This is a genomic window from Spiribacter sp. 2438 (assembly GCF_009676705.1).
Lineage (GTDB): Bacteria > Pseudomonadota > Gammaproteobacteria > Nitrococcales > Nitrococcaceae > Spiribacter.
The window spans coordinates 1,053,762-1,073,242 of record NZ_CP046046.1 but is presented as its reverse complement, the minus strand read 5'-3'; the positions used below and the strand labels follow the sequence as shown (position 1 = coordinate 1,073,242).

General features: G+C 63.2%; 14 protein-coding genes. 6 read left to right on the top strand and 8 right to left on the bottom strand.

The annotated features are described in order from the left end of the window. Positions 1 to 7 precede the first annotated feature (7 nt). From fdhF to GJ672_RS05350, 5 genes are all read right to left on the bottom strand, one after another. Positions 8 to 2,191, bottom strand: coding sequence for a formate dehydrogenase subunit alpha (gene fdhF / locus GJ672_RS05370; RefSeq protein WP_154296239.1), 2,184 nt, complete (start codon positions 2,189 to 2,191; stop codon positions 8 to 10). Further along, positions 2,188 to 2,865: a 2Fe-2S iron-sulfur cluster-binding protein gene (locus GJ672_RS05365; RefSeq protein WP_154296238.1), complete on the bottom strand. Its 678-nt coding sequence runs from the start codon at positions 2,863 to 2,865 to the stop codon at positions 2,188 to 2,190. The genes fdhF and GJ672_RS05365 overlap by 4 nt, the downstream gene beginning before the upstream one ends. Then, complete coding sequence (locus GJ672_RS05360; protein ID WP_154296237.1) at positions 2,865 to 4,511, bottom strand: NADH-ubiquinone oxidoreductase-F iron-sulfur binding region domain-containing protein; 1,647 nt, start codon at positions 4,509 to 4,511, stop codon at positions 2,865 to 2,867. Before GJ672_RS05360 ends, GJ672_RS05365 begins: the two co-directional genes overlap by 1 nt. Positions 4,512 to 4,531: 20 nt before the next feature. Further along, positions 4,532 to 6,262: a formate--tetrahydrofolate ligase gene (locus GJ672_RS05355; protein ID WP_229381803.1), complete on the bottom strand. Its 1,731-nt coding sequence runs from the start codon at positions 6,260 to 6,262 to the stop codon at positions 4,532 to 4,534. Positions 6,263 to 6,374: 112 nt separating this feature from the next. Further along, the gene (locus GJ672_RS05350) at positions 6,375 to 6,848 is read right to left on the bottom strand and encodes an Lrp/AsnC family transcriptional regulator (protein ID WP_154296236.1); all 474 of its coding nucleotides are present in this window, start codon (positions 6,846 to 6,848) and stop codon (positions 6,375 to 6,377) included. 107 nt (positions 6,849 to 6,955) lie between these two features. Here GJ672_RS05350 and GJ672_RS05345 point away from each other — a divergent pair, with 107 nt between their 5' ends. After that, a complete protein-coding gene (locus tag GJ672_RS05345) occupies positions 6,956 to 7,807 on the top strand; it encodes a proline dehydrogenase family protein (protein ID WP_370517578.1) in 852 nt (283 codons plus the stop codon). 18 nt (positions 7,808 to 7,825) lie between these two features. Here GJ672_RS05345 and GJ672_RS05340 read toward each other — a convergent pair whose 3' ends face one another. Then, the gene (locus GJ672_RS05340; protein WP_154296235.1) at positions 7,826 to 8,689 is read right to left on the bottom strand and encodes a methylenetetrahydrofolate reductase; all 864 of its coding nucleotides are present in this window, start codon (positions 8,687 to 8,689) and stop codon (positions 7,826 to 7,828) included. A 176-nt stretch (positions 8,690 to 8,865) separates the two neighbouring features. On the opposite strand from GJ672_RS05340, the gene GJ672_RS05335 reads away from it, so the two are divergent. Genes GJ672_RS05335 through GJ672_RS05320 form a run of 4 tightly spaced genes read left to right on the top strand, consistent with a single transcriptional unit; the run spans position 8,866 to position 13,918 of the window. After that, positions 8,866 to 10,116, top strand: coding sequence for a sarcosine oxidase subunit beta family protein (locus tag GJ672_RS05335; protein ID WP_154296234.1), 1,251 nt, complete (start codon positions 8,866 to 8,868; stop codon positions 10,114 to 10,116). Position 10,117: 1 nt separating this feature from the next. Beyond that, a complete protein-coding gene (locus tag GJ672_RS05330) occupies positions 10,118 to 10,387 on the top strand; it encodes a sarcosine oxidase subunit delta (protein WP_154296233.1) in 270 nt (89 codons plus the stop codon). Continuing rightward, entirely contained in the window at positions 10,384 to 13,341 is a 2,958-nt protein-coding gene (locus GJ672_RS05325) for a sarcosine oxidase subunit alpha family protein (protein WP_154296232.1), read from the top strand. Before GJ672_RS05330 ends, GJ672_RS05325 begins: the two co-directional genes overlap by 4 nt. Next, positions 13,334 to 13,918, top strand: coding sequence for a sarcosine oxidase subunit gamma (locus GJ672_RS05320; RefSeq protein WP_154296231.1), 585 nt, complete (start codon positions 13,334 to 13,336; stop codon positions 13,916 to 13,918). The genes GJ672_RS05325 and GJ672_RS05320 overlap by 8 nt, the downstream gene beginning before the upstream one ends. Here the strand turns inward: GJ672_RS05320 and GJ672_RS05315 are convergent. Next, positions 13,915 to 14,970: a GlxA family transcriptional regulator gene (locus GJ672_RS05315; RefSeq protein ID WP_154296230.1), complete on the bottom strand. Its 1,056-nt coding sequence runs from the start codon at positions 14,968 to 14,970 to the stop codon at positions 13,915 to 13,917. The genes GJ672_RS05320 and GJ672_RS05315 overlap by 4 nt on opposite strands. Positions 14,971 to 15,232: 262 nt before the next feature. Between GJ672_RS05315 and GJ672_RS05310 the strand changes: the two genes are divergently transcribed. Beyond that, entirely contained in the window at positions 15,233 to 16,882 is a 1,650-nt protein-coding gene (locus tag GJ672_RS05310) for an electron transfer flavoprotein-ubiquinone oxidoreductase (protein WP_154296229.1), read from the top strand. A 21-nt stretch (positions 16,883 to 16,903) separates the two neighbouring features. Here GJ672_RS05310 and GJ672_RS05305 read toward each other — a convergent pair whose 3' ends face one another. Next, entirely contained in the window at positions 16,904 to 19,468 is a 2,565-nt protein-coding gene (locus GJ672_RS05305; protein WP_154296228.1) for an FAD-dependent oxidoreductase, read from the bottom strand. Between the last annotated feature and the right edge of the window lie 13 nt (positions 19,469 to 19,481).

Genomic DNA, 19,481 nt, shown 5'->3' with positions numbered 1-19,481 from the left:
CGTTTGATCAGGGGGGTGGGCCAGGGACCGATCGAACCGCAACGGCGGTGATTTTGTAGGCCGGGATCTTGCCAAAGGGGTCCAGGGCGGGGTCAGTGAGCAGATTCGCCGCCGCCTCCCGAAAGTGCATGGGCAGAAATAGCGTGCCCCGGGCGACGTCCCGACTCATTCGCACCCGGACGGTGACCGCTCCGCGCCGGGAGGTGAGTTCGGCCCAGGTATCAGGCTCCAGGCCAAGGGCTTTGGCATCATCGGGATGGACCTCCACCCGGGCCTCGGGAGCGATGGCGTCAAGGGCCCGGGAGCGGCGGGTCATGACACCCGTGTGCCAGTGTTCAAGCTGCCGCCCGGTGTTGAGCACATAGGGATACCGATGATCGGGGCGCTCCCGTGGACTGCCCAGCTGGGCAGGCACGAATCGTGCGCGGCCAATGGGAAAGGTCTCGGAAAATAACAGGCGCTCACCGTCCGAGGCGGGATCGGGGCAGGGATACCAGCGGCCGGTTTCACCGATCGAGGCATGACTGAGGTTGCGATAGAGGGGCGCGGCGGCCACCAGCTCGTCGAAAATCTCGGCTTCGTTGGCATAGTCCCAGCGATGTCCGAGCCGCTCCGCCAGATCGCGCATGATGTGCCAGTCCTGTCTTGCCTCGCCCGGGGGGTGGCGGACAGCCTGACCCTTTTGCACCCGGCGATCCGTATTGGTGAAGGTGCCGGTCTTCTCCATGAACGCGGAAGCCGGCAGGATGACATCGGCGAACTCGGCGGTCTCCGTGATGAACAGGTCCTGGACCACCAGGCAGTCCAGGCTGGCAAGCGCCTCGCGCACGCGATTGATATCCGGATCCGAGAGAAAGGGGTTTTCGCCGAGGCAGTACAGCCCGCGTACTTTACCGCTCAGCGCCGCGTGGGTGATTTCCACCGTGGTAAGCCCTGGCTGATCGGGAAGATTCACGCCCCACAATGCCTCGAGTCGTTGCCGCGCCTCGGGGTCGGTGACCGGCTGGTAGCCGGGATAGTACATGGGGATGAGGCCGGCATCCGACGCACCCTGAACGTTGTTCTGACCCCGCAGCGGGTGGAGCCCCGTGCCCGGCCGTCCGACGTTGCCGGTGAGCAGTGCCAAGGCGATCAGACAGCGGGCATTGTCGGTGCCAAAGGTGTGCTGGCTGATGCCCATGCCCCAGAAGATCATGGCGCTGCGGGCCTCACCGAAACGGCGGGCGAATTCCACGATGGCGTTGGCCGGAACCCCGGTGAGTGCCTCGGCAACCGACGGCGGGTAACCCTCCACCGCCGTTTTCAGGGCCTCGAAGCCTTCGGTCCGCGAGTCGATGAACGACCGATCATGCAGGTTTTCGTCAATGATGACGTGCATTACCGCGTTGTAGAACGCCACATCGGAGCCGGGCTGGATCTGACAGTACTGGGTACAGCGATCCGCGATGTCCGGGCGACGAATGTTCACCGCCAACAGCTGAGTGCCGGTCGCCGCGGCCTGTTTCATGAAGGTGGCGGCCACGGGATGGTTGGCGGTGGGATTACAGCCCGCCAGCAGTGCCACCTCGGCGTTTTCCACATCGCGGACCACATTGGTGACTGCCCCGGAGCCGATGCCCTCGATCAGCGCGTACACCGATGAGGCGTGGCAGAGGCGAGTGCAGTGATCCACATTGTTAGTGCCAATCACGGCTCGCATGAACTTCTGGAAAAGGTAGGCTTCCTCATTGGAGCCCTTGGCGGAGCCGAAGCCCGCCAGAGCCCCAGGCCCGTGAGCTTTGCGGATCTGGCTGAAGCCATCAGCCACCCGGTCCAGCGCCTCCTCCCAGGAGGCCGGCCGGAAATGAGGCAGCACCTCCGCGTAGTCGACGATCCCTCCAGGCTTGCCGGGTCCGCTGTGCTGGCCCCGGCTGTAACCGCTCAGCGCACTTCGGGGGTAAGCCGATTCCCGCCGGATCAATGGTTGGGTGAGACGCTGGGAGTGGGCGGCGTAATCAAAGCCATAGCGGCCCTTGACGCAGAGGCGCTCGGCATTGGACCATCCATCCCGACCCCGCGCGTAATGAATCGTCCCTGCCGGGTCAACGCCGTAGCTCAGTGCGCAGCCGACGCCGCAATAGGGACAGAGGGTTGGCACTTCCTGGATGTCGGCGAGGGCGGCGGTCTCTGCCTCAGGGTTGAACTGCTTCATGGGTTTTCTTCCCGCGGCGATGGGATCGTGGGGAGCGACTGATGAGTGAGCGCGCCGGTGGGGCAGACAGCGACACACTCGCCACAGGACACGCAGCTGCTCTTGGCCATGGGAACGTCGAGGTCAAAACCGATGCGCACGGCGTGCCCCTTACCAGTGCGGGTGATGACATCGTTGTGCTGAATGTCATCGCAGGCGCGGACGCAACGATCACAGAGTATGCAGGCTTGGTGATCGACGGCAATCACCGGCGAGCTGTGGTCCTGGCCGCGGGTAGCGACCGATTCGTTGCCGCCGTCCGGCCACGGGAAGCCTTCGATCTCCAGGTTTCGGGCCAGGGCATAGAGGGCATCGTCCCCGGTGGTTTGTTCGCGCCGGCTCTGCGGCGGCTGATCAGCGAGCAGGAGTTCGGTGAGCACCCGACGGTGGTCATGAATTTCCGCACCATCGGTCACCACGGTCATGCCGGGCTCCACGGGTCGAACGCAGGCGGCAGGCAGTGTCCGCTCGCCGACATCAACCGCGCATAGCCGACAGACGCCCGCCGGTGGCAGTCGGGGGTCATGACAGAGCACGGGGATTTCGATGCCGATGCGGGTGGCGGCTTCCCAGATGGTGGTCCCCGCGGGCACCGTCACCTCAATGCCGTCGATGGTCAGAGTGATATCGGCCATCAGTCCGCTCCGGTGGTGAAACCCTTCAGGGGTTTTAGCGATGGCTCATCGGGAAATCGGCGAAGACCATCCACCAGTGGCAGCAGGGCCACCTGCCCTAGGCCGCAAATGGATGTTCGGCTCAGGGTGTGGTGAAGCGTCTCGAGGGCCTGTTCGATGGGGGCGGGGCTGTGCTCCAAGGCCGATTCGGCCATTTCCACCCCTTTGGCGGAGCCCACCCGGCAGGGCACGCACTTGCCGCAGGACTCGTTGCGGAAAAAGTGTGCCTGTGCCAGCAGGACATCCGCCAGGCTCCGGCCAGTCCCCACCACAAACAAGGCGCCGGTGCCCAGCCCGCTGCCCGCTGCGCGTAAATCGTCGAAAGTCATCGGCGTGTCTGCCGCCGTGGGCGGCAGGAATGGCGTGGAAGCGCCGCCGGGAGAAAATGCCAGCAGATTCCGGCCATCGCTGAGTCCGCCACATCCCTCAATAGCCTCGGCCACCGTCGAGCCCCAGGGCAGGCAGAGGACCTGCGGTGTCTTGATGTCGCCGGACACGCAGATATATTTCAGGCCGGCGTGCTCGCCCCGGCCCTGGGCGCGCCACCATGAGGCGCCCCGCGCCAGAATCGTGGTAACCGCGGCCAGGGTCTCAACGTTGTTAATCAGCGTGGGGCCCCCATGCAGGCCCACAGTGGTCGGGAACGGCGGCTTATGCCGTGGCTCTCCCCGACGGTCTTCGAGAGCCTCCAGCAGGGCGGTTTCCTCGCCGAGGATGTAGCCCCCGGGAGAGACGAAGAGCTCAATGTCGAAAGCCAGGCCGGGGCCACGGGCGTCGGGGCCGAGCACGCCGCTCCCACGGGCTGTCGCCAGTGCCTCCTCGATCCGCCGGCGAGCCTGATGGTATTCATGACGCAGGTAAATGACCCCCAGGCTGGCACCAATGACGACGCCCCCGAGCAGCATGCCTTCGATGACCAGGTGTGGGGCGTTTTCCAGTAAATGCCGATCCTTGAAGGTCCCTGGCTCGCTCTCATCGGCGTTGCAGATGACGGTTCGGGGTTCGCCGCTGGCGGCGCGGGTAAAAGCCCACTTGCGTGCCGTGGGGAAAGCGGCACCGCCCAGTCCCTGAAGGCCTGCGGCTTCGATTTCGCGGATGATGTCCTCCGCTGGACGATCCCGCCATGCCTTGATGGCGCCATACCGGCAGTCGACACCCGGGTAGGGATCCGTGGGTAGTCGCTGGAGGTTGTTCGTGGCCACGGGGATGGGCCAGTGGGCGTTGTCCAGCCACTCGATGACCGTCGATGCGTCAGGCAATGGCCCCGGCGTCTCATTGAGCGCCGACGCCGGTGCGCAGTCGCAAAGCCCCAGACAGGAGACCATTTCGATATCGAGGTCTTGTCTGCCGTCCAGTGCCACCTGAAGATCCGCCGCCAGGGCTTGGCCCTTGAGCCGGCAGGGCCCATCTCGACAGATTTGCAGTCGGTGGGGGGCTCCCGCGATCTCCCGAAATACGGGATAGAAACTGCGTAGTCCCTCAAGGCGATAGAGCGGCTCGGATCTGGCCTGCGACAGCGCTTTCAGGGCGGTGTCGGACACGGCCCCCTGGCTTTCCTGGATCGCCTGAAGGGCGGTGAGTAGGCGGTCTGTTACGGGCTTGCTCATCGCTTGAATGGTTACCCCCGTCAAAAGAGGCCTTCGATTTCGCCCATTTCGTTGATATCCATGCGGGCGGCAGCGGGACTGGCGCCCAGGCCGGGCATGGTGCGGATGTCTCCACAGAGCGCATAGAGGAAACCGGCGCCGGCGGAGAGGCGCACTTCCCGGACCGGCATGCGCCATCCGGTGGGCGCGCCGGTCAGCGACGGGTCCGATGACAGGGACAGATGGGTTTTTGCCACGCAGATGGGCAGGTGACCAAAACCCTGGGCCGTGAACTGGTCCAGCTGGCGCTGGGCGGCCGGAGAAAAATCGACGGCCTCGGCGCCATAAACCCGCTGAGCCAGGGTGTCGATTTTTTCAGACAACGGCATTTCGCCCGGGTAGAGCATTTCGAACCGGCTGGGTTCTTCCGCAGCCTCGACCACCGCGTGGGCGAGAGCGGCCGCTCCCGCGCCCCCGTCTCTGACGTGGGTGCAGGTTTCGACCCGTGCGCCCATTTCCCGGGCAACGGCGGTGATCACGTCGTGCTCACTCGGGTAGTCGCTGGGAAAGGCGTTAATGGCGACCACGACCGGCACGCCATGCAGGCGCAGATTTTCGATCTGGCGGCGCAGGTTTGCCGCGCCAACGGCCACATCATCCGGGTTCTCGGTGAGCATGCTGTCGGGCAAGGGTTTGCCAGCGACCACCCGATGACGTCCGGAGTGGACCTTGAGCCCGCGCACCGTGGCCACCAGCACCGCCGCATCAGGCTGCATACCGGAGGCCCGACACTTGATGTTGAAGAACCGCTCGGCCCCCATGTCGGCCCCGAATCCGGCCTCGGTGACCAGATAGTCGCTGCCTAGCAGACCGATCTGATCCGCCACGACGGAAGAATTGCCGTGGGCGATATTGCCGAAAGGCCCGCCGTGGATCAGTACGGGGGTATTCTCCATGGTCTGCATGAGATTGGGCTTCATGGCTTCCTTGAGCATCACGGCCATGGCGCCGGCACAGCCAATCTCTTCGGCGGTGACCCCGTGTCCGTCGGGTGTCCAGCCCACCACAATGCGCCCAAGCCGCCGCCGCAGATCCTCCAGAGAGTCCGCCAGTGCCAGAACGGCCATCACTTCCGAGGCGGCGGTGATATCAAATCCGGTTTCTCGGGGCAGTCCATTGGCTTTGCCACCGAGCCCGGTGACGATCTGGCGCAGCCCCCGGTCATTGATGTCCATCACCCGGCGCCAGGCCACCTGATTGATGTCCAGGCCGCAGGCGTTGCCATGGTAGAGGTGATTATCCACCATCGCCGCCAGCAAATTGTGGGCCGCGGTGACAGCGTGAATGTCGCCGGTCAGATGCAGGTTGATCCGTTCCATGGGGACCACCTGACTCCAGCCGCCGCCGGCAGCGCCGCCCTTGATGCCGAAAGTCGGTCCCATGGATGGCTGACGCAGCGCCACCGTCGCTGTCTTGCCGACGTGGTGAAATCCCTGCGCGAGGCCGACGCTGGTGGTGGTTTTGCCCTCTCCGAGAGGGGTGGGCGTAATCGCCGAGACGACGATGTATCGAGCCGGTTTGCGGATGGCTCGATCCTCAATAACTTCCAGTGGAATCTTTCCCACATGGTGTCCGTGGGGCTCGATGGTGCCGGGGGGCAACCCCAGGCGATCCGCAATTTCCGCAATCGGTTTCAAATTTGCCTGTCGGGCGATTTCCAGATCGCTGCCCATGAAAGCGGTCAATGGGGTGGCAGAGGGGATACTGGCCATGACAATTGCGCTCCTGATCGGGAAATGCTGAATTCGCAGACGGATCGAGTATGTGAGCACCGATGTCGCGGTGGTTTTCCGAAAACGGCACCCAAGCCAGTTGCTGCGACAGCTACGGCCCCAGCTCCTTAACCGCCTCCATGGCCACATAGGTGCTGGTGGCAGCAACGTGGGGCAGCGTCGATATGTTTTCTGCCAGCACCCGCCGGTAGCTCACGATACTGGGCGTGCGGACTTTGAGCAGATAATCAAAGCCGCCGGCAATCAGGTGGCACTCCTCGATTTCCGGAACCTCCCGAGCCGCATTATTGAAGTCTCCAAGGGCCGTCTCCCGGGTGTCCGAAAGCTTCACTTCCACAAACGCCACGTGCGCCGCCCCAATGTTGATGGGGTCAAGGATCGCCCGATAGCCGCGGATCACTCCGGCATCCTCCAGTCTTCGAAGACGGGCCTGGGTGGGTGATTTGGAGCGTCCGATCCGGCGGGCGAGTTCGGCGACGCTGATTCGCCCCTCCACGGACAGCAGGCGCAGGATGCTGCGATCCAGCCGATCCAGTTCTATTGTCGCACTCGGTCCATCAGACATGCCATCGGGCCTCAAAAAAGTACTTTGTACTGCGGAAATCGATTATTTGGGTCAATCTACTCCTTTTTCTTCGCTAGTGTGAATCCATGGATAAACGAGTCAGGGCCATGGCCCCCGACATACCGATGGATTTGCCGGCATCGATTACCCATGGGGCGCGCCAGCCGGAGATGTCGGCGCTGCGATCACTGGTTGATGTCGCCGGGCTCAGCGAAACCGATCGACGCCGGATCGTGGCGGAGGCGGCGGATCTGGTCAGCGAGATTCGGGCCACCCCCCGGCCGGGCCTGATGGAGCTTTTTCTTGCCGAGTACGGGCTGTCGACGGAAGAGGGTACGGCATTGATGTGCCTCGCGGAGGCACTGCTTCGCGTTCCCGATGCCCCCAGCCTGGATGCCCTGATCGAAGACAAAATCCGGCCGGCTGACTGGGGCCGGCACCTGGGCCATTCAGCTTCGAGTTTGGTGAACGCGGGCACGTGGGCGCTGATGCTGACGGGTCGGGTGCTGGATGACGAGGGGCAAGGTGTCAGCGGCACGCTGAGAGGTGCCATGAAACGTCTTGGCGAGCCCGTGATTCGCACGGCGGTGAGCCGCGCCATGCGTGAGATGGGCCGGCAGTTCGTGCTCGGTCAATCCATCGAAGCTGCCATGAAACGGGCGCGCGGCTACGAGAAAATCGGCTATACCTATTCATATGACATGCTTGGCGAGGCGGCTCGAACCGCGGAGGACGCCGAGCGCTACCAGGCCGCCTACCGCGACGCCATCATCGCGATCGCTGCAGCGGCCAACGCCGATGACAGCCGGTCCAATCCCGGCATCTCCATCAAACTTTCCGCACTGCACCCCCGATATGAACTGGCGCAGAGGGAACGGGTGCTCAATGAGCTATGCCCGCGTCTGGCCGAACTGGTGCGCCGGCGCTCGGAGCGGTTACGTGGCATCGCTCCGCGTTAGTCCGCCTGAGCGCAGGCCCTACTGACGAGACGAGACGGAAGCGGCCTCGAAAGCTTCCCGCCAGTCCATCAGAGGCGGAACGTTGTTAAAGGTGTTGAGATGAAAACCATTCACTCGCATCGCAGGGTCATCGACCAGTGGAAGCAGCGACCGCAGCAGATCATCCGGCGTGTAGTGGCCCTGAAGGAGCTGCCCGGAGAGTCCCTGCTGACGACGCAGAGCGCGCAAGGACTGGCCAATCCCGATTTTGAGCGAGACGGCAAGGAGCCGGCGCATTTCCAGTACGCCCGGCAAGCCAATCCAGGCGGTCAGTCCGGATTCGGGGGTAGCGACCCGCCGGACCCAGGCGCTGATTCGGTTGGCATCAAAGCACATTTGGGTGACCACGTAGTCGGCGTGCGCCGCCTTTGCCCACAGCGCTTCATCCAGAGCGGCGTCGCTGATGAGCGCATGACCCTCGGGATAGCCGGCAATACCCACTCGGGTGGGCCGCTCCTCCATTTCACTGACAATGGTTAGCACGGGGAGCGCTGAGCAGAAATCGCCGACGGGGGTCTCGGCATCACCGGCAATGACATAAATTTCATCCATGCCGGCGCGATGGATTCGCTTGATGGTCCGTTGCACCTCGGCTTCATTGCGGAGGAGCCGGGCGGCAATGTGGGGAACGGCACGCAGGCCGATTCCCATCAAGGACTCAGCGGCATCCAGTGTGCGCTCCAGGCCATGGCGTGGTGAACAGGTGACAGCCACCGTCGACCCGGTCGGCAGGGCCTTGGCCGCGTCCAGCAGGCCACGAATTGGAATGAGTTCGTAGCGGGCCGGGCCGGCAGTAAAGCCATTGGTGCGGTTTTCTTTCGCCGGGTTGATGCACGTGGCCATGGCAGGCGCTCCGGTGATGAAGTGTCTGCAGGCTAAGCATCACGGCTCGGTTGCGGTGCGCCACGAACGACGGCGGTTTGCTTCGGTGCGTCATGTCGGCCGGACATGTCGTCAACGGCAAATCCGGGGTCGTCATGAAAACAGCCCCGAGGGTGGCCCACAATCAGGTTATAACCATGCAGCGTTACTCCATTTTATCCTTGGCTCGCCACGCGCTCAGCGGCCATCGTGGCTGGCAGCCGGCCTGGCGCGAGGCGACGCCAAAGCGCCGCTATTCCGTCATCATTGTTGGCGGAGGAGGCCACGGACTGGCAACCGCCTATTATCTGGCCAGTGTTCACGGAATTCGCGATGTGGCCGTCCTTGAAAAGGGCTGGATCGGCGGTGGCAATACTGGTCGCAATACCACCATTGTCCGTTCCAACTACCTGTGGGATGCATCGGCGGCGCTTTACGAAAAATCCCTTCAGCTTTGGGAAGGCCTGTCTCAGGACTTGAACTACAACGTCATGTACAGCCAGCGTGGGGTTCTGAACCTTGGCCACACGCTGCAGGACATGCGAGATATCCGCCGGCGAGTCAATGCCAATCGACTGAATGGTATTGATGGTGAGGTGCTGGACACGGACGGAGTGAAGCGCCTGGTCCCGTTTATCAACACCTCGCCGGAGGCCCGTTACCCGGTGCTGGGGGCCTCCTGGCAGCCGAGAGCCGGGATCGCCCGCCATGATGCGGTGGCCTGGGGCTATGCGCGGGCGGCGGACGCCCTGGGCGTTGATATCATTGAAAACTGCGAGGTGACGGGCATCCGCCGTGAGAACGGCCAGGTGGTGGGTGTGGAGACGTCCCGGGGGGCCATCGAGGCCGATCGGGTTGGGGCGGTGGTGTCCGGACATGCGGGCGTGCTTGCTGAAATGGCCGGCTTTCGCCTGCCGATCGAAAGTCACCCCCTGCAGGCTCTGGTGTCCGAACCGCTCAAACCGATCCTGAACACGGTGGTCATGTCCAACGCGGTCCACGTCTATGTGAGCCAGTCTGATAAAGGAGAATTGGTTATTGGCGCCGGTATTGACGCCTACACCGGGTACGGAAACCGGGGCAGTTTTCAGACCATTGAACATTTCCTCAGTGCCCTCATCGAGCTCTATCCGATTTTCAGCCGACTGAGAATGCTTCGCCACTGGGGCGGAATTGTGGATACCGCACCAGACGCCAGTCCCATCATCGGCCGAACCCCGGTGGAGGGGCTGTTTTTCAACGTGGGCTGGGGAACGGGCGGCTTCAAGGCGACGCCGGGTTCCGGCTGGGTCTTCGCGCATACCCTGGCCACCGGCGAACCCCATGAAATCAACGCACCTTTCTCCCTCGAGCGCTTTCATAGCGGGGCGCTGGTGGACGAGCACGGTGCCGCAGCGGTGGCGCATTAGCATGTTGATGATTCACTGTCCGTGGTGCGGACCACGGGATGAGAGCGAGTTCAGCTATGGGGGCGAGGCCGACATCCAGAGGCCGGCAGACCCGGAGGCAGTCAGCGATGCGGAATGGGCCGATTATGTGTTCATGCGAAGCAACCCACGGGGCTGGCATTGCGAGCAATGGGTTCATGTCCATGGCTGCCGCCGCTGGTTCAAGGCGGAACGCCATACCGTGAGCTATGAAATTCGCGCCACCTGGCCAATGGATCAGGAGAAGCCGTGAAAGCCCGCCTGCCCGTCGGCGGTCTAATCGATCGCGACCAACCTCTGAATTTCACTTTCAACGGTCAGGTGCTGCAGGGCTATGGAGGCGACACGCTGGCCTCGGCGCTGTTGGCGAATGGAATTCATCTGGTCAACCGGAGTATCAAACTGCATCGCCCCCGGGGCATCGTTGGTCGGGGTCCGGAGGAGCCCAACGCTCTGCTGCAGATCGGAGAAGGACCTCGGGCCCTCGCTGATCAGCGCGCTACCCAAGTGGCTCTGCGAGAGGGGCTGAGCGCTCGTTCGGTGAATGGCTGGCCAAGGCTGGGTTTTGACGGCATGGCCCTCTTCGACCGCCTGTCGGCACTGATGCCGGCGGGCTTTTATTACAAGACCTTCATGGGTCCCACCGGTTGGTGGGAGCGCTATGAGCGTCTGATCCGGCCTGCTGCCGGCATGGGACAAGTCCCGGATGGACCGGATCCGGACGACTACGAGAAGCGGGATCTGCATTGTCGTGTCCTCGTTGTCGGCGGCGGTGCCGCCGGTTTGATGACGGCGCTGGCCCTCGGCCGCAATGGCGTCCCCTTGACTCTGGCCCATGAGGGGGCGGTCTTCGGAGGGGGCTTGCTGGCAAGCGATGCTCGGCTGGATGGCCAGCCCGCGGCGGATTGGGTGGCCGGCGTGGTTGGAGAGTTAAGGGCCATGCCCCATGTTCGGCTGTTGCCCGCCACCAGCGTGTTCGGTCATTACGACCAGCGATTTCTGGGCGCCATTCAGCGGCTGGAAGACCTTGATCAGGCGGCGCCGGTGAGAGAGCGGTTCTGGAAAATCCGCTGTGAGCACCTGGTCCTGGCCACTGGTGCCATCGAGCGGCCGATCGCATTCCCCAACAATGATCGCCCGGGGATCATGATGGCCTCGGCCGTTCGGGAATATATCCGTCGCTATGCGGTGCTGCCCGGCCGGCAGGCCGTGGTGTTCACCAATAATGATTCGGCTTATGCCACCGCGGAGAGCCTGCAACGGGCGGGGGCTGAGGTGGTCGTTGTAGATAGGCGGACAAGCGCTTCCTTGGAGGCATTACAAGCCCAGGATTCCGGGATGGCCGTCTATCAGGGTGCAACGGTTGTGGATACCCGCGGTCGTTTGCGGGTTCGCGGAATGACCGTTCAGGATATCGATGGCCGGCGCGTCTCCCTCGACTGCGACTTGCTGGCGTTGTCCGGTGGGTGGAACCCGTCGGTGCACCTCCACTCCCATGCCCGTGGCGGTCTGGTGTGGCGGGATGATCTGGCATCATTCGTCCCCGCCGATGACCTTCCTGGCGTTGTCACCCTGGGTGCAATGGCGGGCACATTCGATCCGCCAACCGCCCTCTCGGAAGCTCTCGCCAAAGCCCGTCAGGTCAGCCGGAAGCTGGGGCATGATCCCATCGACATCGAGCCGCCGGTCATTGAAGGCGCCGAACCGGGGCCCGCCTCCCTGGAACCTTTCTGGGCGGTTCCTGGCAAAGGACCGGCATTTGTTGATCTGCAGAACGACGTCAAGGTCAGTGACCTGGGTCTGGCTCTGCGCGAGGGGTATCGGTCCATCGAACACGTCAAGCGCTACAGCGTGCTGGGATTTGGTACCGATCAGGGCAAGCTGGGCAACATCCTCGGGCTGGGTGTCGTGAGCGACATGCTGGGCAGCCATCCGGCGGAAGTTGGCACCACCACCTATCGACCGGCCTGGACGCCAGCTACCTTCGGGGCGCTCGTGGGCGGAGACACCGGCGCGCTCTTCGACCCGATTCGGGTCACGCCGATGCACGAATGCCATGTCGATCAGGGCGCAGTCTTTGAGGATGTGGGCCAGTGGAAGCGAGCCCGTTACTACCCCGTCGACCGGGAGGACATGGAAGCCGCCGTGGCGCGGGAGTGTCTGGCCACTCGGGATGGAGTCGGGGTGCTCGATTATTCCACGCTGGGCAAGATCGAAATTCAGGGCCCCGATGCGGTGACCTTGCTGGAGCGGGTGTACATCAACAACTGGCAGAAGCTGGCCATCGGCCGCTGCCGGTATGGCCTGATGCTGGATGAGAACGGCATGGTACTGGACGATGGCGTCACCGCCCGATTGGGCGAATCGCATTATCTGATGTCCACCAGCACCGGCGGCGCTGCCCGCGTCATGGCCTGGCTTGAGCAGTGGTTACAGACTGAATGGCTGGATCTGGATGTCCATTTGACGTCGGTCACTGACCAGTGGGCCACCGTCTCCCTGGCCGGCCCCAACAGTCGCGCGCTGCTCCGGGGCTTGGGCACCGATATCCATCTGGATCCCGCCGCCTTCGGCTTCATGAGCTTTCGGACCGGACGGGTCGCCGGAGTGCCGGCCCGGGTTCAGCGGGTGAGTTTTACCGGCGAACTGGGTTTCGAAATCAGTGTTCCGGCCGACTACGGCCAGTCGCTATGGGAGGCCGTCTTCGAAACCGGTGCCGCCTATGGAGCCACGCCTTATGGCACGGAGGCGATGCACGTCATGCGGGCCGAAAAGGGTTTCATTATTGTGGGCCAGGACACCGATGGCTCCATTAGCCCGATTGATCTGGGCATGGCCGCCATGGTGAGCCATCGCAAGGACTGCCTTGGCAAACGCTCCCTGGCCCGTCGCGAATTGCAGCGGTACGACCGACCGCAGTGGGTCGGGTTGCGGCCCGAGGACTCCCGTCAGATCATTCCGGAGGGGGCGCAGATTATTGCCGCTTCCCGGGCGGCGACGTCAGGGCGAACGGCGATGGAAGGCTGGGTGACCTCGAGCTATCACGCCCCCCGTCTGGGCCATGCTTTTGCCCTCGGTTTTGTGAATGGCGGGCGGGATCGCCACGGGGAGCGGCTCTATGCCTGGGATCTCGAAGCCGGTGCGATACCGCTCACGGTGACCTCCCCGGGGCAGTACGATCCGCAGGGAAGGCGGCAGCATGTCTGAACTGACCAATGGCCGGCCACTGACCCGTCAGGGCCCGCTGGATGGGCGAGTGCTGGATGGGCCGGGGGTTTGTCTGACCGGGCTGCCCAGCGCGGCGGCTTTCAACCTGCGCGCCGATCCCGCAGCCGATGCCATTGATGCCGCACTGAAGGACTGGTTGGGAGCGCCTCGGCCACTGGTGCCAAATACCCAATCGAACGGTGCCCGGGGACGAATTCTGTGGCTTGGCCCGGATGAATGGCTCGTCGTCATGCCCGACCCGGCGGATTCAGCAACCGAGACCAACCTGCGGGGTTTGCTGCCAGAGGAGGCACGATTGTGTGCTGTTGGCGATGGCCTGGCGAAGGTCGCCGTTGAGGGCGGTGCGGGTCGCTGGCTGCTGGCGGCAGGCTGTCCGCTGGATCCATCGAGCCCCGCTCTGGGTGAAGGCGGCTGTGCACAGACCCGATTGGCGCATGCTTCGGTCATTATCGTCCCGGAGTCAGCGGAGCGATTGCTGGTCTACGTTCGTCGCAGCATGGCGCGTTACCTCTGGACCTGGCTGGAAACAGCAGTGACGCGACTGGAAGGGCATTAAAGGGTTGAGTCTTCGGCTTCTGGTGGATCGGGAAGAACCGCGGGCACGGACTCCGGTCCCAAACTGACGGAGACGGTGGAGAGTCGGTCGCGCCGTGCTCGTCGTTCGGCGCTGGGGGAGTGCCCATGCCGGTCGTGATAGCACTTGGTGAAGTGGGGGGGCGAAACAAACCCGCAGGCCATGGCAATTTCCGTGATCGGGAGGTTGGTTTGCAACAGGAGTTGGCGGGCCTGTGTCAGTCTCAATTCCAGGTAGTAACGGGTTGGCGTGCAGCCCAGGTAGCGGCGGAAGAGCCGCTCCAATTGCCGGCGGGAAGTGTTGGCATAGGTGGCCAGCTCGTCCAGGGACAACGGTTCATGAATATTGGATTCCATTAGCGTAACCACTTCGACGAGCTTGGGCTGACTGGTGCCCAGTCGCACGCGCAGAGGCACCCGCTGCAAATCGCTGAGTTCGCGAATCCGTTCATGGATGGCTTCCTCCGAGACGGCCTCCGCCAGCTCGATGCCGTGCTGACGGGTGATCAAGTGCAGCATCATGTCCAGCGGAGCCACCCCCCCGGAGGCGGTCAGGCGATCGCGGTCGATGACGAATAACTCCGGGGTGAATTCCGTGCGGGGGAACCGCATCGTCTCGCGAACCCCCGAGATATGTTCCCAATGCAGCGTGCAGCGATAACCATCCATGACGCCGGACTGAGCCAGCAGGAAGCTGCCAGTGCACACGGCCCCCAGATTCACCTGACGGCGGGCCAGACGTCGCAGCCAGGCACTGAGCTCACGATCGTTCAGGGTTTCGATATTCAGACCGCCGCAAATCATGACCAGATCCGCCGGTGGGTCAGACCCGATGGCGTGGTCCACGGCCGTGCGTACCCCGTTACTGGCACGGACCGGTTGCCCATCCACAGACGCCACACTCACGTCGAAAAGATTGCGCTCACTGATGTGGTTAGCCATGCGCAACGGTTCGATAGCCGCCGCGAAGGGTAGCTGGGAATAATCCGGCAGCAAAACGAAGACGCAACGGTAAGGGAAGGCGGTATCGGCCATTGTCGCTCCAGTTCGATTCCCGATGCACCCGTCATGATCGTCCGCTGAGTCCGTCAACTTGACTTGCCCGACGGCGACTCGCTGCTTCCATTAAGCGTCAGCCTGCCACAGGGATATCGATCCGTGTCGCTGCCGCTGTGTTGAGCGGCGTTCTCGGGAAACCGCTTCAACCCCGTCATTTCCATACTCTGGCTTGTACAGACTAGCAGCGCGACTGCAACAGGCGCTGGTAGAGCATTCGGTGGCCGCGGAGACGAGCGCCATGACCCGGGATTCGATGCAATACGATGTCGTGATCGTGGGGGCGGGTCCTGCCGGCCTGTCGGCGGCCATCCGGCTGCGGCAGCTCGCGCTCGCCGACGGACGGGAAATACAAGTGTGTGTGCTCGAGAAGGGCTCCGAAGTGGGTGCTCACATTCTCTCCGGCGCGGTGCTTGAGCCCAGGGCGCTTGATGAGCTCCTGCCTGACTGGTCCGCGGAGGGAGCGCCACTGAACACTCCGGTCACGGAGGAATCGTTCCTGCTGCTTGGTCAGCATCGCTCCTTGCGGGTGCCTTTGCCGCTGTTACCCCGGCAGTTACGCAATGAAGGCAATTACATCGTTTCCATGGGCAACGTCTGCCGCTGGCTTGCCGAGCGGGCCGCGGCCCTTGGCGTCGAAATTTACCCCGGATTCGCAGCGGCGGAAGTACTGTTCGATGATCAGGGGCGGGTTCAGGGGGTCGCCACCGGTGACATGGGAGTCGATCGGCAGGGCCGGGCCAAGCCAGGACACGCCCCCGGCATTGAATTGCACGCCACCTACACGTTGTTCGCCGAGGGATGTCGCGGTCATCTCTCCGGGCAACTGGAAGCTCGTTTCGGGCTGCGGGCGGGAGTCGATCCTCAGACCTACGGTATCGGCTTCAAGGAGCTCTGGGAGCTGGAGCCGTCGCAGCATCGGCCGGGATGGGTCCTGCACACGGCTGGCTGGCCCATGGATAACCGAACCTGGGGAGGATCCTTCGTCTATCACCTGGAGGATAATCAGGCGTATGTGGGGTATGTGGTGGGTCTCGATTACCGCAACCCCCATCTCGACCCCTTCAAGGAGTTCCAGCGATTCAAAACGCATCCGGCCATTCGGCCGATGCTCTCCGGCGGGCGCCGGCTGAGTTATGGGGCGCGGGCGCTTAATGAGGGCGGTCTTCAGTCGGTCCCGGACCTGACATTTCCCGGCGGCGCCCTCATTGGCTGTGCCGCCGGCTTTCTCAATGTGCCCAAAATCAAGGGCAATCACACCGCCATGAAGACCGGGATGCTTGCCGCGGAGGCGGCGGCGGAAGCCCTGGCGGAAGGGGACCTGGCCCCGGAGACACTGACCAGCTACCCCCGCCGATACGAGGCGTCCTGGGTGCATGACGAGCTGAAAGCCGCGCGCAACCTTCGCCCGGCGACGGCACGCTGGGGCATGCTGCTGGGCAGCCTCTATGCGGGTATCGATCTGAAACTCTTCCGCGGCCGGCTGCCCTGGACGCTGCGTCATCAACACAGCGATCACCAGACCCTGTTATCCGCCGCCGATGCACCGAAACCCGACTATCCGGCGCCGGACGGCGTCCTGACCTTTGACCGCAACAGCAGCATTTATCTGACAAACATTCATCACGAAGAAGATCAGCCGGGCCATTTGCGGCTGGCGGATCCGGCAATCCCCGTCACCCACAATCTCATCCACTACGATGAACCCGCTCAGCGGTACTGCCCGGCGGGGGTTTACGAGATTGTCACGGATGACGACAGCAGCCAGCGTCTCCAGATCAATGCCCAGAACTGTATCCACTGCAAAGCCTGCGATATCAAGGATCCGACTCAGAACATCACCTGGGTCACACCGGAGGGTGGCAGCGGACCCAACTACCCCAACATGTAGTGACCGACTCACGCCCGGTGGTCAGCACCGGGGTCGGGCGTTGTCGATGTCATAGACGGGGACATGGCCCACCGCCTCCACCCGAACCGGATACGGCTCGTCGAAGTACTCCATTCTTAGGGGGCGTCCAACCTCGCAATAAGCGGCCGGCAGATAAGCCAGCATGAGATTCAGGCCAACGGAGGGCCCATAGGCGATGCTGGTGGTGTATGAGCGGCGACCAACGCTGTCCACCAGCACTTGCCCGGTGTCCGGGTCGACGATCGGGCAATGGCCCAGCGGATACCGTGGGACGCGCTGCTGGTCCCGGTTATCCGTCATCGAAAGGGTACAAAGGTAGGCGGGCTGTTGTTCGCGTTGCCGCTGGGCGAGATAGGCGTCACGCCCGTGAAAGTCACAGGGCTTGACCCGAGGGCGGGCCAGCCCCGCTTCAAGCAGGTTGTACTCGGTCAATAAATCCGCATTCTGCAACCGCAGGCTTTTTTCAAGCCGGCGGCTATTGGCGTAGGTTTCAATGCCCACCGGGGTGATGCTGGCGGAATACAGCGCGTCCCAGAGAGCCAGCCCGTCGTCATATGCGAAGTGGAGTTCCCACCCCTGCTCGCCAACATAGGAGATGCGAAAGGCCAGCACTGAAATACCCGCAACGGTGAGTTCCTGAAAACTGGCGAAAGGGAAGGCATCGGGTTCAAGGCGGGACGGATCAGTCACCAGGGACTGTAAGCGCTGACGGGCATTGGGGCCCCATACGCCCAGGCAGCCGAAATCTTCGGTGCGATCCTCAATGGCCACCTTGGCGTTCCGGGATTCCGCCAGTCGGCGAAGCCATACCAGGTCGCGATGCCCCGTGTCTCCGCCGTCGACAATGCGGTAATGGTCGGAGCCAAGGCGCAGCACCGTGAGGTCCGCCGCGACACCGCCCGCGTGGTCGAGAAAATGCGTGTAGATGCCCTTGCCCACCGGCGTCTCACCGCCGACGCGCGCCACACAGGCGTATTCCATCAATGCCTCGGCATCCGAGCCCTTCACCTCGATAACGCAGAAGTGGGACAGATTGATCATGCCCACGTCATCGGACAGCTTGAGTTGCTCGGCGTTGGAAACGCGCCAGAAATGGCGGTTGTCCCACTCGTTTTCCCGGACCGGAATGCGGTCGCCATAAATTTCCAGGAGCGGCTCATTACTGGCATAGCCATGAGCCCGCTCCCAACCGGCCGCTTCCATGAAATGAGCGCCGAGATCGCGCTCTCGCTCATAGAACGGGCTCTGCCGGAGGTTGCGGGCCGCCGTGTAGGGTTCCCGATTATGAACCGGCGGGTTATAGATCTTGAATGCGGTCTCGTAGCAGCGCTCCGCGATGTAGGACTCGGTTCGCTGGAAGGGATAGTGACGCGCCACATCAATGCTGTGGTGGTCGCGTTCGGTGAGGCCGTCGGTCATCCAGTCGGCCAGCACTTTTCCGGTGCCGGGTCCATCTTTGACCCAGACCGATTCGGCGTACCAGAGCCCACGGACGTCCGCCGATTCGCCAATGGACGGACCACCATCGGCGGTCACCTGCAAAAGCCCATTGAACGAGCGCTTGTCGTCGTATCCCAGCTCCGCCAAGATGGGTGTCAACTCGATGGCGCGCTCCAGCGGACCGATGATGTCCTCCATGTCCAGATCACGCTGGGAGGGCGACAGCCGGGCTTCTTCCTTCTCCAGGATGTCTCTGGGGTGCACCAGTCGTGGCGCGCGCTCTTCGTAATAGCCCCACTCGATCTGGCCCCCTTCCGTGGTCACCGGATCGCCGGTGTCCCGCAGATAGGCCGAGTTCCCCTGGTCCCGGAGCAGTGGATAACCGATATCCTTGCCGGTGCCGGCGAAGGCGTCATACGGCCCGAAGTAAGTCAGTGGATGATCCACCGGCATGATGGGGAGGTCTTCCCCCGCCATGTTCGCAATCAATCGGCCCCAGAGCCCGGCGCAGACCACCACATGGTCCGCCGAAATCGGGCCGCGGGAGGTCTCCACCCCCCGAATTCGTCCGTCCTGAACTTGTAGTCCGGTGCAACTGGTGTTCGGCCAGGCCTGCAGTTCGCCAGTGGCCACCGCCTCGTCCACCAGCTCCCCCGAGACCACCTGAGAGCGCGGCTTGACCAGACCGGCATCGGGATCCCACAGGGCTCCCTGGATGCAGTCCTCCTCCAGCAGTGGGAACCGCGCCTTGGCCTCGGCGGCGCTGATCATTTGGGCCCGAGTGCCAAATGCGCGCCCTGAGCTCACTTTGCGCCGGAGTTCCGCCATGCGCTCATCATCGTCGATTCGCGCGACCTCCAGGCCACCGATCTTTTCATAGCGGCCTCGACGCGCGAAGAAGTCGATACTGTAAAGGGTGGTGTAGCAGGTCATCGGGTCATGCGCCGTGGCGTAGCAGAAGTCCGATGCATGGGAGGTTGAGCCAATGTCGGTGGGAATGGCGCTCTTATCGATCCCGACGATATTGCGCCAACCCCGCTCGATGAGGTGGTGGGCCACAGAGGATCCGACGATACCGCCCAGGCCGATGATGACCACGTTGGCACGGGCTGGAAACTCTGCCATGACGATACTCCCG

Coding starts and splice junctions, on each gene's coding strand:
- GJ672_RS05350 (WP_154296236.1), bottom strand. CDS start 6,848: ATGTCTGATGGACCGAGTGCGACAATAGAACTGGATCGGCTGGATCGC.
- GJ672_RS05365 (WP_154296238.1), bottom strand. CDS start 2,865: ATGGCCGATATCACTCTGACCATCGACGGCATTGAGGTGACGGTGCCC.
- GJ672_RS05310 (WP_154296229.1), top strand. CDS start 15,233: ATGACCCGGGATTCGATGCAATACGATGTCGTGATCGTGGGGGCGGGT.
- GJ672_RS05330 (WP_154296233.1), top strand. CDS start 10,118: ATGTTGATGATTCACTGTCCGTGGTGCGGACCACGGGATGAGAGCGAG.
- GJ672_RS05320 (WP_154296231.1), top strand. CDS start 13,334: ATGTCTGAACTGACCAATGGCCGGCCACTGACCCGTCAGGGCCCGCTG.
- fdhF (WP_154296239.1), bottom strand. CDS start 2,191: ATGAAGCAGTTCAACCCTGAGGCAGAGACCGCCGCCCTCGCCGACATC.
- GJ672_RS05355 (WP_229381803.1), bottom strand. CDS start 6,262: ATGGCCAGTATCCCCTCTGCCACCCCATTGACCGCTTTCATGGGCAGC.
- GJ672_RS05305 (WP_154296228.1), bottom strand. CDS start 19,468: ATGGCAGAGTTTCCAGCCCGTGCCAACGTGGTCATCATCGGCCTGGGC.
- GJ672_RS05360 (WP_154296237.1), bottom strand. CDS start 4,511: ATGAGCAAGCCCGTAACAGACCGCCTACTCACCGCCCTTCAGGCGATC.
- GJ672_RS05340 (WP_154296235.1), bottom strand. CDS start 8,689: ATGGCCACGTGCATCAACCCGGCGAAAGAAAACCGCACCAATGGCTTT.
- GJ672_RS05315 (WP_154296230.1), bottom strand. CDS start 14,970: ATGGCCGATACCGCCTTCCCTTACCGTTGCGTCTTCGTTTTGCTGCCG.
- GJ672_RS05345 (WP_370517578.1), top strand. CDS start 6,956: ATGGCCCCCGACATACCGATGGATTTGCCGGCATCGATTACCCATGGG.
- GJ672_RS05335 (WP_154296234.1), top strand. CDS start 8,866: ATGCAGCGTTACTCCATTTTATCCTTGGCTCGCCACGCGCTCAGCGGC.